Consider the following 12,566-nt stretch of genomic DNA (forward strand, 5'->3'; position numbering starts at 1 on the left):
AATTTATGTTTTAACACACGATATATAGGGTATATCAATAGTAAACCAAAGGAGGAAGATAGGCATGTCAGAAAAACTATTGGATGCAGTCAATAAGCAAGTTGCAAACTGGACGGTCATGTACGTGAAATTACATAACTATCATTGGTACGTCAAAGGGAAGGACTTTTTCACATTGCATGAAAAGTTCGAGGAGCTGTATAACGAAACGGCTACATATATTGATGATCTGGCAGAACGTCTGCTGGCATTAAACGGCAAGCCGATCGGCACAATGACGGAATCATTGAAGACAGCGTCTGTAAAAGAAGCGGAAGGCAATGAGAGCGCAGAACAAATGGTACAGAACATTTATGATGATTTCACTGTCATTGCGGAAGAGCTGAAAAGCGGCATGGATCTCGCAGATGAGGTAGGAGACGAAACGACCGGTGATATGCTGCTTGCCATTCACCAGAATATCGAAAAACATAACTGGATGCTGAAAGCGTATTTGGGATAATCAACAAGGGAAGACCGGGGCTATAAAGCACTCGGTCTTTTATTTGGCTGCCGAAGAGAGGTGTTGTCCATTTTTCTGAAAAATCCAGTCCGTTCCATTCACTTTTCATAGAATAATGTAAGGCCGTTTCTGTGAAAGGATGTTGGATCAAGTGGGCAAAGACTTTGGCATCTTTTCGTTTTTTGCAGTGATCGTGTCGGCAGCGGGGTTTTTCTTCGGAGGTTTTCAGTATTCGTTTCTGATTTTGCTATCGGTCATGGCGATTGAGTTTATCAGTACAAGCTTAAAAGAATCTCTTTTGCAGCAGCTGAGCGCAAGAAAGCTTTTTGCGCGGCTGGTCAAAAAAATCGTGACCCTGGCATTAGTCTCAGTTTGCCATTTTTTTGACCAGCTGCTTCATACCGAAGGCGCCATCCGTAATTTGGCTATCATGTTTTATATCTTATACGAATCGGTTCAGATCGTGATTACGGCAAGCTCGCTGGGCATACCGGTTCCGCAGGTGCTCGTCGACCTATTGGATACTTTGAAAAATAAATTCAAGCGCAAACCGTAACATTTGCTTCAAAGGAGGCTATACTAGCGGGTATGATGGTTTTCCTCTGAATTTTTGATAAAGGGCTTCCGAACAAACGCAACTGTGGTATGATGTATGGAAGATATGAAGGAACGGATTAGAGGGATAAACATGTACGAGTTTAAAGACTATTATCAGAACACTGTTCAGCTCTCCTTTGAACACCAGCCTTTTTCAGACAGCCCGAAGCACGTGTGGGTCATATGCCGATATGGAGATAAGTGGCTTTTGACTGAGCACGAAGACCGGGGGTTTGAATTTCCGGGCGGAAAAGTGGAGCCGATGGAATGTGCGGAGGAAGCGGCCCTGCGCGAGGTGAAAGAAGAAACCGGCGCCGCGGTAAGACATCTGAAGTACGTCGGACAGTATAAAGTTCTCGGCAGGGAAAAGGTAATCGTGAAAAATATTTATTTTGCCGATATTGAAAAGCTTGAACAACAGGCTGATTATTTTGAAACAAAGGGACCGGTGCTGTTCAGCGAACTGCCGGAGAATCTCCCGCGAAATAAAAAATTCAGTTTCATTATGAAAGATTCGGTGCTTCCGATCAGTCTGAAAAAGCTGAAAGAGGACGGCGTATTTCAATCATAAAAACGAAGACCCGGCGTTTACGCACGGGTCTTTTTTAAATTTTTCCTTTCGTCCATTTTCTTTCTAACAGTTCGACTCCCTGATACATCAATGTCGCAAAAATCGCGATGATCAGAAGGCTTAAGAACACAAGAGTGAAATTGAAGACCTGGAATCCGTAAATGATCATGTAGCCCAGACCTTTTTCGGAAACGAGAAACTCGCCGACGATGACACCGACCCAGGATAAACCGACGTTCACTTTAAGCGCGGAAATAATCGCGGGGGCGCATGCCGGCAGAATGACTTCTTTAAACATGATGCTTCTTTTCGCTCCGAAGGTTTTCATCACTTTAATATAGTTTTCATCCACTTCCTGAAAAGCCGTAAAGACGACGATTGTCGTGATAATGACACTGATGACTGCTCCCATGGCGACAATGCTTGTGAAATTCGGTCCGAGTGCCACGATGAGAATCGGTCCGAGTGCGACCTTTGGCATCGCGTTTAAAATGACGAGGTACGGGTCTAAAACCCGGGCGAGCCTGTTTGACCACCATAACAGAGCGGCGAGGCATGTGCCGAGGAGCGTGCCGAACAAAAAGCCGAGAACGGTTTCTCCTAAGGTTACGCCGATGTGCGCCGCAAGGGATCCGTCCGCAATCTTTTCAACTAAAAGCCTGCAAACGGCGGAGGGTGAGCTGAAGATTAACGGATCGATCCAGCCCGCCCTGCTCGATATTTCCCAGCCGGCAAAAAATACGATGAAAATGGCGGCCTGATACGCACGGATCCGGAGCTTTTCTTTTCGGTGTCTTTTCTTAAACTGCTGATGAAGCTGTTCAATCGTGCCGCTGCTGTTTTTCAAGGGAATTCAGCTCCTTCCATATGGTTTGAAACAGCGGCTGAAAGGCCGGATCCTGACGCGCGTCAAACGGATCTAAAGCCGCGAGCTCCTTAGGCACGGTGAATATTTGGTGGATGGTGCCCGGCTGATTCGAAAATAAATAGATCGTATCGCTCATGGCGATGGCTTCACCGATATCGTGGGTGACGAGCACGGCGGTTTTTTGAAAATCCTTTAATGTTCTGAAGACAAGGTTTTCCAAGGAAAGCTTCGTTTGAAAGTCCAGCGCGGAAAACGGTTCATCAAGGAGCAGCAGTCCCGGGTCCGGCGCAAGAGTTCTGGCAAGTGCCGCCCGCTGCCGCATCCCGCCTGACAGCTCTTTCGGGTATTTCTTTTCAACGCCGATTAATCCGAGCTTAGGCAGAAGGCTGAGAACTTCAGCTCTTTTTTCTTCTGTTAATGTTTTTGAAATGTGTAAACCGAGCAGCACGTTTTCCTCAATTGATTTCCAAGGAAATAAATAATCCTGCTGAAGCATATAACCGATTTGGTGTTCTTTATGGTTCGGCACGCTTCCTTCAATCAGCACCCGGCCTTGCGCAGGAGTAATAAGGCCGGCCAGAATGGACAGGAGTGTTGTTTTTCCGCATCCGCTCGGTCCGAGAAAGGAGATGAAATCCCCTTTTTCAATCTGAAAATGTATATCTTTCACGGCGGTTGTCTTTTCTTTCAGCGAGAAATAAGTATGTGTTACATGATCCACATGTAAAAAAGACATTCATGTTCCTCCTATTGTTCTGAGGTGACTTTTTTGGCGATTTTTGTGTTGACGAGTTTGCTGTACGGAATGTGTTTCGGGAGCTCTCCGGCTTCATCCATAATAGATTGAAGCTGTTCCCATTCATCCTTTTGCAGAACTGGGTCTGCAGAGAATGACTTTTGTTTTTTATATCGCTCTATTGATGTTTCGATAATGGCCGGATCGGTATCGGCAAATTCCTTCTGAATCGTTTTTGCGATGTCTTTGGCCGGATGGCTTTCCACCCATTGCTGGGCGCGATAGATGGCGCGGGTGAATTTTTCCGCCGTCTTTTCATTGGTTTTCAAATAACTTTCTTTTGCCATAAAGGTTGTGTATGGCATTTGGCCGGAAGCTTTTCCGAAGGATGCGACGATATGGCCGATGCCTTCTTTTTCAAATTGGGATGCCGTCGGTTCAAACAGCTGCACATAATCACCCGTTCCGGATGCGAATGCGTTGGAAATATTGGCGAAATCAATGTTTTGAACGAGGTTAATGTCTTTTTTCGGCTCTATGTGATTCTTTTTCAGGACGTACTCACCGGCCATTTGGGGCATGCCGCCTTTTCGCTGGCCGAGAAATGTTTTTCCTTTTAAATCGTTCCATTTGAATGATTTCTCATCCTTCCGTGACACGAGAAATGTGCCGTCCGTCTGTGTCAGCTGCGCGAAGTTGATGACCGGATCTTTTGCTCCCTGCGCCTCCACGTAAATGGATGTTTCAGAACCGACCAGCGCGATATCAGACCCGTTTGACAAAAGCGATGTCATCGTTTTGTCTCCGCCCCATGTTGTTTGAAGTGATACTTGGAGCCCTTCTTTTTTAAAGAAACCTTTTGCTTCAGCGACATACAGAGGCGTATAGAAGATGGAGTGTGTGACTTCCGCCACCTTTACCTTTGTCAGACTTTCTTCCTGTCTGCAGGCCGGAAGAATGAGCAGGAAAAAGGCGCATATGACAAAAACGCAGCCCGTTTTGAGCCATTTGTTCACGGTGTAACCTCCTTGTTTTAAGCGTTAAAATAACCTTTTCTGCTTTACATATCGTATGATGGGTATAAAAAATGTGTGAGTGCCCATATTCACGTTGGGAAAGAATAAAAAAAGTGATGATATAAGGAGGCCATTGTTTTGCTGGTAGAAAAGAAAAGGTTCCCGTCTCCGAGTCCGCATATCCGCCTCTTTGCGGTATGCTATGAGTCAGAAGGGCTGAAGGTAAAGGGGCTTCTTGCCGAGCCTGCGGCGCCGGGAACATATGACGGTTTTTTATATTTGCGCGGCGGCATAAAAAATGTCGGCATGGTACGCCCCGGAAGAATCGTTCAATTTGCTTCCCAAGGCTTTGTCGTGTTTGCGCCTTATTACAGAGGCAACCAGGGCGGCGAGGGAAATGAAGATTTTGCGGGAGAGGACAGAGAGGACGCGTTTTCCGCTTTCCGCCTGCTTCGGGAGCATCCGAACGTCAGGGAAGGGCGGGTGCATATTTTCGGTTTTTCCCGGGGCGGTATCATGGGGCTTTTGACCGCGATTGAAATGGGGCATCAAGCGGCTTCGCTCGTATCATGGGGCGGTGTGAGCGATATGGTGCTTACTTATGAAGAGCGGAAGGATATGCGGCGGATGATGAAGCGGGTGATCGGGGGCACGCCGAAAAAGGTGCCGGATGAATACAGATGGCGTTCGCCGTTTGAAAAAGCAGACCGCATTCAGGCCCCTGTGCTGCTCATCCATGGAGAGAATGATGAGAATGTTTCGATCGAACACGCCCGAATGATCGAGGACAAGCTGAAAGAGGCGGGGAAACCGGTGGCAACTTGGTATTACAGCGGTTTTACGCATTATTTTCCGCCGCAGGAAAACAGACGCATTGTCCGGCGGCTGGCGGAATGGATGAAGACACGGTAAGATGCCTGATTTATGTTATGATAATAAAGAATAAGAGAATGAAAGGGGATTTTCATTTTGGGAATGCCTGTTGAATTTAATACCATGATTGTGACAAAAGGCAATGAAAAAAGGATAGAGGAAAATATCTTTTTATTGGAGAAAGAGGGCTACCGCGTCTATCCTCTTGATATTCCGATGGACGTGCGCAAAACGAAAACCGGCGAGAAATCCGGCACCGGCGAGGTCCAGAAGCTCGAATGGGCGAACGGCCGGACAAGCATTACATACAGACTCACGTCGCTTCATTCGACAAACTGAAAAAACAAAAGCCGAGGGCATAAACGCCCTTGGCTTTTTTGATTACACGAGAGGTCCGCCGGCTTTGGCAATCAAGTCCGCATGGGAAAACTTTTTAAAGTTTTCTTTAAACTCATTGGCTAAAAACAGCGCTTTTTCGTTGTATGCTTGTTTATCGCTCCATGTGTTTTCAGGCTGAAGAACTTCATCCGGCACGCCCGGAACATGAACGGGACTGCGCAGGCCGAAAATGCTGTCTGCCGTCATGTCAGTTTGGTTCAGTCTGCCTTCAATAGCGGCCTTGACCATCGCTCTTGTATACGAAAGTTTCATCCGTTCTCCGACTCCGTACCCTCCGCCGGTCCAGCCTGTGTTGACCAAGAAGACTTGAACGCCGTGTTCATCGATTTTATGCCCGAGCATTTCGGCATATACATGCGCCGGAAGCGGAAGGAACGGTGAACCGAAGCACGTCGAGAAAGTCGTTTGCGGAGATGTCACGCCGCGCTCGGTTCCTGCGAGTTTACTGGTGTACCCGCTTAAGAAGTGATACATCGCCTGTTCCTTCGTCAGTTTGCTGATCGGAGGAAGCACGCCGAATGCGTCCGCCGTTAAAAAGACGATCGCCTGCGGATGGCCGGCAATGCTCGGCTGCACGATATTGCCGATCATCTCAATCGGATATGCGGCTCTTGTGTTTTCCGTGTAGAAGGAATTGCCGTAATCCGCTTCACCCGTTTTTTCATCAAGCACGACATTCTCAAGAACAGACCCGAAGCGGATCGCACGAAAAATCTGCGGTTCTTTTTCCTCGCTCAGATTGATACATTTAGCGTAACATCCGCCTTCAATGTTGAAAACGCCGGAATCTGACCAGCCGTGCTCGTCATCGCCGATCAGTTTGCGGTCCGCATCGGCTGAAAGCGTCGTTTTCCCTGTGCCGGAAAGGCCGAAAAACAGGGCGACATCGCCTTTTTCACCGACATTGGCTGAGCAGTGCATCGGCAGTATATCCTGCTGCGGAAGCAGGAAGTTCATAATGGAGAATATTGATTTTTTCATTTCTCCGGCGTATTCGGTGCCGCCGATTAAAATGACGCGCTTTTCGAAAGAGACAATGATAAATGTTTCCGAATGCGTGCCGTCCGTCTCCGGATCTGCTTTAAAATGCGGAGCTGAGAGAATGGTGAAAGGCTGCGCTTGCGTGTCTCTTTCATCCGTCTCCGGTCTGATAAACAGCTGGCGCGCGAATAAATTGTGCCACGCAAATTCATTTACGACCGTAATCGGGAGTCTGTATTTTTCATCCGCTCCCGCGAATCCTTCAAACACAAACAGTTCATCCCGCTGTTTTAAGTAGCTGACGACTTTGGCGTACAGCTTTTCAAATGCCTCTTCAGAAATGGGCTGATTCACCGCGCCCCAATCAATTTGATTTTCTGTGCTTTGTTCACGGACGATAAATTTATCTTTAGGTGACCGGCCTGTATATGCGCCGGTGGTGGCGCGTACGGCGCCCGTTGATGTCAGCGTTCCTTCATTTCGGCTGATCACTTTTTCGGTAAGTTTTGGAGCCGATAAATTATGATGCACATTCGGACTTGCAAGTAATGCTTGAAGATCTGCGGTTAAATCAACTAATTTCATAAAAACCTTCCTTTGCCGGTTTATTTGTATTTCGCTGAATGTGGAATTAGTATAACATATATCTGAAAATAGTCTATACTATTTGCGGTTTTTTGTTTGTGTTTTTCCATTGCTTCCCGAAATAAAGGCGCGTAATCGCTTTAATTCATATTGACACTTTCCGCCCTTTTACGATAAGATATTTCATTGAGCGGATACTCTTATCCCGAGCTGGCGGAGGGACAGGCCCGATGAAGCCCAGCAACCGGTTTCTCTGTAAAAAAGCAGGTGAAAACACTGTGGGAAACCAAGGTGCTAACCTGATGCAAGGTTTAATATTTTCCTTGAGCGATAAGAGTGAAAGGCACACAGACCAAACCCTTTCCTCGAGTGGAAAAGGTTTTTTTATTTCATAAAATATGCCAATTAACATTCTCTGATATAGTGACATTGTATTAAGAGGGAGCGAGTTCCGTATCATATGAAAAGGTCTTGCAAAAGATCTTTTTTCAGGAGGAAAAGTGAATGAGTAAAAACCGTCGACTATTTACATCTGAATCTGTTACTGAGGGTCATCCGGACAAAATCTGTGACCAAATTTCTGACAGTATCTTAGATGAGATTTTAAAAAATGACCCGAACGCGCGCGTAGCCTGCGAAACATCTGTAACGACAGGACTTGTGCTGGTAAGCGGAGAGATTACTACATCAACATACGTTGACATTCCGAAAACAGTCCGTGAAACGATTAAAGAAATCGGCTACACACGCGCCAAATATGGATTTGATGCGGAGACTTGCGCTGTTTTAACATCAATTGATGAACAGTCTGCGGATATCGCAATGGGTGTCGATCAGGCTCTTGAAGCGCGTGAAGGCACAATGAGCGATGCTGAAATCGAAGCAATCGGAGCGGGAGACCAAGGCCTGATGTTCGGTTATGCGTGTAACGAAACGAAAGAGCTTATGCCGCTTCCGATCTCTTTGGCGCATAAATTAGCCCGCCGTTTGAGCGAAGTCCGCAAAGAAGACATTCTTCCGTACCTTCGCCCTGACGGCAAAACGCAAGTTACCGTTGAATATGATGAAAACAACAAGCCGGTCCGCATCGACGCGATCGTCATTTCAACTCAGCACCACCCGGAAATTACGCTTGAGCAGATTCAGCGCAATCTGAAAGAGCATGTCATTAACCCTGTCGTGCCTGAGGAACTGATCGATGAAGAGACAAAATACTTCATCAACCCTACGGGACGTTTCGTAATCGGCGGACCTCAAGGTGATGCGGGTCTTACCGGCCGTAAAATCATCGTTGACACATACGGCGGATATGCACGCCACGGCGGCGGCGCATTCTCCGGTAAGGATGCGACGAAGGTAGACCGTTCTGCGGCATACGCTGCGAGATACGTAGCGAAAAACATCGTGGCAGCAGGTCTTGCTGATTCTTGTGAAGTGCAGCTTGCATACGCAATCGGCGTGGCACAGCCTGTTTCTATTTCCATCAATACATTTGATACAGGAAAAGCTTCTGAAGAAAAACTGATCGAAGTCGTACGGAATAACTTCGACCTGAGACCTGCCGGCATTATTAAAATGCTTGATCTGCGCCGCCCGATCTATAAGCAGACAGCTGCTTACGGCCACTTCGGACGTCATGATGTGGATCTTCCTTGGGAGCGTACTGACAAGGCGGATGCGCTTCGCAAAGAAGCACTAGGAGAATAATTTTATAGCCGCTTACTTAAGCGGCTTTCCCTTTTTGTAGATGCTGCCATGCTTATTTTTTACATAGCGTGAAACCAATGGCGTAACAAAGCGTCTATAAAAAGGGGGTCCAATTAGAAAATTACACTTATGGAGGCTATACTATGTGTGGATTTGTCGGTGTTTTTAATAAGCATCCATTAACTCAAACCGCAGATCAAGAAGAGCTAATCAAACAAATGAACCAAATGATCGTTCACCGCGGTCCTGACAGCGATGGGTATTATCATGACGAGCACGTCGGATTCGGCTTCAGACGGCTCAGTATTATTGACGTAGAAAACGGCGGACAGCCTTTATCATATGAAGACGAAAAATATTGGATCATTTTTAACGGCGAAATCTATAACTACATTGAATTGAGAGAAGAGCTTGAAGCGAAAGGCTACACTTTCAATACAGATTCCGATACCGAAGTGCTCCTTGCGACATACCGTCATTATAAAGAAGAAGCTGCTTCAAAGCTTCGCGGAATGTTTGCGTTTTTAATCTGGAACAAAGCTGACCGCGTCATGTACGGCGCGAGAGACCCGTTCGGCATTAAACCGCTGTATTACACAACCATCGGGGACAAAGTATATTTTGCATCTGAAAGAAAAAGTTTAATGGCCGCTCAAAACGGCATTGATCTTGATACAGCTTCTTTACAGCAATATATGTCTTTCCAATTCGTTCCTGAACCGAGCACGCTTGACGCTGAAGTGAAAAAAGTCGAGCCGGGCAGCCAGTTTACGATCCGTCCGGAAGGCGACATCGCGTTTAAAACATATTTCAAAGCGAACTTCAAGCCTGTTCAGTCTGATGAAGATAAATTGGTGAAAGAAGTCAGAGACGCAATCTTTGACTCTGTCAAAGTCCACATGAGAAGTGACGTGCCTGTCGGTTCGTTTCTATCCGGCGGTATTGACTCTTCTTTTATCGTCTCAGTTGCGAAAGAATTTCACCCGAGCCTTAAAACATTTTCCGTCGGTTTTGAGCAGCAGGGCTTCAGTGAGGTTGACGTAGCGAAGGAAACGGCTGCCGCGCTCGGAATTGAAAACATCAGCAAAGTCATTTCTCCTGAGGAGTATATGAACGAGCTTCCGAAAATCGTCTGGCACTTTGATGACCCGCTTGCAGATCCGGCGGCGATTCCTTTGTACTTTGTCGCGAAAGAAGCGAAAAAACATGTAACGGTCGCGTTATCCGGGGAAGGCGCGGACGAGCTGTTCGGCGGATACAATATTTACCGCGAACCGCTTTCGCTTAAACCGTTTGAACGCATTCCGTCCGGTCTGAAAAAAATGCTTCTTCATGTGGCGTCCGTCATGCCTGAAGGAATGAGAGGGAAAAGCCTCTTAGTCCGCGGCTGCACACCGCTTGAGGAGCGTTATATCGGTAATGCGAAGATTTTTGAAGAGCCCGTGAAAAAACAGCTGCTCAAACATTACAATCCAGAGCTTTCATACCGTGATGTCACGAAGCCGTACTTTACGGAAAGCCGTTCATACAGCGACATTAATAAAATGCAGTATGTTGACATCCATACGTGGATGCGCGGCGACATCCTGTTAAAGGCTGACAAAATGACGATGGCCAACTCATTGGAACTGCGCGTGCCGTTCCTTGATAAAGTCGTGTTTGACGTGGCTTCTAAAATTCCGGATGAACTGAAAACGAAAAACGGCACGACGAAATACCTTCTGCGCAAAGCTGCTGAAGGGGTAGTGCCTGATCATGTGCTTAACCGCAAAAAACTCGGCTTCCCTGTGCCGATCCGCCACTGGCTGAAAAATGAAATGAACGAATGGGTTCGCAACATCATTCGTGAAAGTGAAACAGATGCTTATATTGAAAAGGATTATGTCCTTCAGCTTCTGGAAGATCATTGTGCCGACAGAGCGGACAACAGCCGCAAAATCTGGACCGTGCTGATCTTCATGATCTGGCACAGCATCAATGTTGAAAAAAGACTGGTGCCGGAAGAGCTGAATCATCAGCCGAAAGAAGTCATTTTCGTTTAATCCAAAAGGCTTTCGATGTTATCGAAAGCCTTTTTTCTATTGTTTTTTTGTAAACCGTCTATTCCGCTCTGTTTTCGACAAAGTATTACGCAATATTCAGAAAAAGGTTATAATAGGACTAATCGGGTAGATTCCGGAAAGTGTTTTCTGGCTATTTCGTCTCGGTTTGTTGTTTCTTTGTCAAAATCAGGGGGAGGGAGAGTTATGCAAAACAAAGAAAAAACGCTTCACCGCGGCTTGGAAGAGCGGCATATCTCGCTTATGTCGTTGGGCGCCGCGATAGGAGTCGGGCTGTTTCTCGGGTCGGCTTCTGCCATAAAGCTTGCCGGGCCGGGGATTTTAGCCGCTTACGCCTGCAGCGGGCTGATTATGTTTTTTATTATGCGGGCATTAGGGGAAATGGCGATTCAAAAGCCTGTAGCCGGCTCATTCAGCCGGTATGCCAGAGATTACCTCGGTCCGCTTGCCGGGTTTTTAACAGGCTGGAATTATTGGTTTTTATGGGTTGTTACCTGCATGGCGGAAATCACCGCGGTCGGCATTTATATGGGCTACTGGTTCCCTGACGTGCCGTCATGGATCTGGGCGCTTTGTGCACTCGTCATTATGACGGCTGTCAACTTTCTGGCGGTCAAAGCGTACGGTGAGCTTGAATTCTGGTTTGCGCTCATTAAAGTCTTGGCGATTCTGTCAATGATCGCGATCGGTCTGGTGATGATCGTATTCGGTCTCGGAAACGGAGGCGTTGCGCTCGGAATCAGCAATTTATGGAGCCACGGCGGCTTTTTCCCGAATGGGATTAAAGGGGTGCTGCTGTCGCTTCAAATGGTCATGTTTGCCTATCTCGGGATTGAGCTGATCGGTGTCACAGCCGGTGAGGTCAAAAATCCGGAAAAATCACTGGCGCGGGCCATAGATACTGTTTTTTGGCGCATTCTCATTTTTTACGTCGGAGCTTTGTTTGTCATTATGTCAATTTATCCGTGGCAGGAAATCGGTTCAGGCGGAAGCCCGTTTGTTTTGACATTTGAAAAAATCGGAATACCCGCTGCAGCCGGAATCATTAATTTTGTCGTATTGACGGCGGCCCTTTCTTCCTGCAACAGCGGGATCTTCAGCACGGGGCGCATGCTGTTCAATCTGGCGGAACAAAATGAAGCGCCTAAAGCATACGGTACGGTCACAAGAGGCGGTGTGCCGGGAAAAGCGGTATTGGTTTCAGCGGGCGCGTTATGCATCGGCGTTTTGCTGAACTACGTGGTGCCGGCGAAGGTGTTTACGTGGGTGACGAGCATTGCGACGTTCGGGGCGATTTGGACATGGTCGATTATTTTGCTTTCCCAAATGAAATACCGTAAAAGCTTACAGCCGGAACAACGGAAAAAACTCAAATATAAAATGCCTTTATACCCCTTTTCCTCATATATCTCGCTGGCATTTCTCGCTTTTGTCGTTGTGCTGATGGCTTTTAATGCAGAGACCCGGGTGGCCGTCATCATCGGGCCTGTCTGGTTCGGCATATTATTAGCCGCCTATTACGGGAAAGGTTTCCATAAAAGAAAAGACATAGGTCTGGAAAACGGACAGACATTCGCCGAAAAAGCGTAAAAAAAGAGCCCGGGACATGGGCTCTTTTTTTCATAGGATCGGGCCGGCGGGGAAAGAATAAAACAAATTCCTGAACATTTT

12 protein-coding genes and 1 riboswitch are annotated in these 12,566 nt (G+C 46.9%); of the genes, 8 read left to right on the forward strand and 4 right to left on the reverse strand.

Annotation, left to right across the window (positions count from 1 at the left end; translation table 11 throughout):
• Positions 1 to 64 precede the first annotated feature (64 nt).
• From BZ167_RS15080 to ytkD, 3 genes are all read left to right on the forward strand, one after another.
• The gene (locus BZ167_RS15080) at positions 65 to 502 is read left to right on the forward strand and encodes a Dps family protein (protein ID WP_007408835.1); all 438 of its coding nucleotides are present in this window, start codon (positions 65 to 67) and stop codon (positions 500 to 502) included.
• Between the two features lie 151 nt (positions 503 to 653).
• Positions 654 to 1,058, forward strand: a complete 405-nt coding sequence (locus BZ167_RS15085; protein WP_007408834.1) for a phage holin family protein — start codon at positions 654 to 656, stop codon at positions 1,056 to 1,058.
• 132 nt (positions 1,059 to 1,190) lie between these two features.
• A complete protein-coding gene (gene ytkD / locus BZ167_RS15090; protein ID WP_007408833.1) occupies positions 1,191 to 1,670 on the forward strand; it encodes an RNA deprotection pyrophosphohydrolase in 480 nt (159 codons plus the stop codon).
• A 34-nt stretch (positions 1,671 to 1,704) separates the two neighbouring features.
• Here the strand turns inward: ytkD and BZ167_RS15095 are convergent, their stop codons facing one another.
• The 3 genes from BZ167_RS15095 to BZ167_RS15105 are packed head-to-tail and all read right to left on the reverse strand — an operon-like array spanning position 1,705 to position 4,290.
• Positions 1,705 to 2,517, reverse strand: a complete 813-nt coding sequence (locus BZ167_RS15095) for an ABC transporter permease (protein WP_060673721.1) — start codon at positions 2,515 to 2,517, stop codon at positions 1,705 to 1,707.
• The gene (locus tag BZ167_RS15100; protein WP_003152246.1) at positions 2,492 to 3,274 is read right to left on the reverse strand and encodes an ABC transporter ATP-binding protein; all 783 of its coding nucleotides are present in this window, start codon (positions 3,272 to 3,274) and stop codon (positions 2,492 to 2,494) included. The genes BZ167_RS15095 and BZ167_RS15100 overlap by 26 nt, the downstream gene beginning before the upstream one ends.
• 11 nt (positions 3,275 to 3,285) lie before the next feature.
• A complete protein-coding gene (locus BZ167_RS15105; RefSeq protein ID WP_060673723.1) occupies positions 3,286 to 4,290 on the reverse strand; it encodes an ABC transporter substrate-binding protein in 1,005 nt (334 codons plus the stop codon).
• 138 nt (positions 4,291 to 4,428) lie between these two features.
• On the opposite strand from BZ167_RS15105, the gene BZ167_RS15110 reads away from it, so the two are divergent.
• Together BZ167_RS15110 and BZ167_RS15115 are read left to right on the forward strand one after the other, a co-directional pair.
• Complete coding sequence (locus BZ167_RS15110; RefSeq protein ID WP_060673725.1) at positions 4,429 to 5,202, forward strand: alpha/beta hydrolase family protein; 774 nt, start codon at positions 4,429 to 4,431, stop codon at positions 5,200 to 5,202.
• A gap of 57 nt (positions 5,203 to 5,259) precedes the next feature.
• Positions 5,260 to 5,502, forward strand: coding sequence for a DUF2584 domain-containing protein (locus tag BZ167_RS15115; protein ID WP_003152249.1), 243 nt, complete (start codon positions 5,260 to 5,262; stop codon positions 5,500 to 5,502).
• 42 nt (positions 5,503 to 5,544) lie between these two features.
• Here BZ167_RS15115 and pckA read toward each other — a convergent pair whose 3' ends face one another.
• Positions 5,545 to 7,128, reverse strand: coding sequence for a phosphoenolpyruvate carboxykinase (ATP) (gene pckA / locus BZ167_RS15120; RefSeq protein ID WP_061860814.1), 1,584 nt, complete (start codon positions 7,126 to 7,128; stop codon positions 5,545 to 5,547).
• Between the two features lie 197 nt (positions 7,129 to 7,325).
• A riboswitch (SAM riboswitch) is annotated at positions 7,326 to 7,465 on the forward strand.
• Between the two features lie 167 nt (positions 7,466 to 7,632).
• Here pckA and metK point away from each other — a divergent pair.
• The 3 genes from metK (at position 7,633) to alaP (ending at position 12,485) form a co-directional block, all read left to right on the forward strand.
• A complete protein-coding gene (gene metK / locus BZ167_RS15125) occupies positions 7,633 to 8,835 on the forward strand; it encodes a methionine adenosyltransferase (protein ID WP_003152253.1) in 1,203 nt (400 codons plus the stop codon).
• 143 nt (positions 8,836 to 8,978) lie between these two features.
• Positions 8,979 to 10,877 (forward strand): asparagine synthase (glutamine-hydrolyzing), encoded by a 1,899-nt coding sequence (asnB, locus tag BZ167_RS15130; RefSeq protein WP_003152255.1) that lies wholly within the window; start codon positions 8,979 to 8,981, stop codon positions 10,875 to 10,877.
• A 204-nt stretch (positions 10,878 to 11,081) separates the two neighbouring features.
• Positions 11,082 to 12,485: an alanine permease AlaP gene (alaP, locus tag BZ167_RS15135; protein ID WP_064107383.1), complete on the forward strand. Its 1,404-nt coding sequence runs from the start codon at positions 11,082 to 11,084 to the stop codon at positions 12,483 to 12,485.
• Positions 12,486 to 12,566: the final 81 nt, after the last annotated feature.

The organism is Bacillus sp. 275 (assembly GCF_001999205.1).
GTDB lineage: Bacteria > Bacillota > Bacilli > Bacillales > Bacillaceae > Bacillus > Bacillus velezensis.

Excerpts from the sequence above, each read along its gene's own strand:
- BZ167_RS15080 (WP_007408835.1), top strand. The coding sequence starts at position 65 with ATGTCAGAAAAACTATTGGATGCAGTCAATAAGCAAGTTGCAAACTGG.
- ytkD (WP_007408833.1), top strand. The coding sequence starts at position 1,191 with ATGTACGAGTTTAAAGACTATTATCAGAACACTGTTCAGCTCTCCTTT.
- BZ167_RS15100 (WP_003152246.1), bottom strand. The coding sequence starts at position 3,274 with ATGTCTTTTTTACATGTGGATCATGTAACACATACTTATTTCTCGCTG.
- pckA (WP_061860814.1), bottom strand. The coding sequence starts at position 7,128 with ATGAAATTAGTTGATTTAACCGCAGATCTTCAAGCATTACTTGCAAGT.
- metK (WP_003152253.1), top strand. The coding sequence starts at position 7,633 with ATGAGTAAAAACCGTCGACTATTTACATCTGAATCTGTTACTGAGGGT.
- asnB (WP_003152255.1), top strand. The coding sequence starts at position 8,979 with ATGTGTGGATTTGTCGGTGTTTTTAATAAGCATCCATTAACTCAAACC.
- alaP (WP_064107383.1), top strand. The coding sequence starts at position 11,082 with ATGCAAAACAAAGAAAAAACGCTTCACCGCGGCTTGGAAGAGCGGCAT.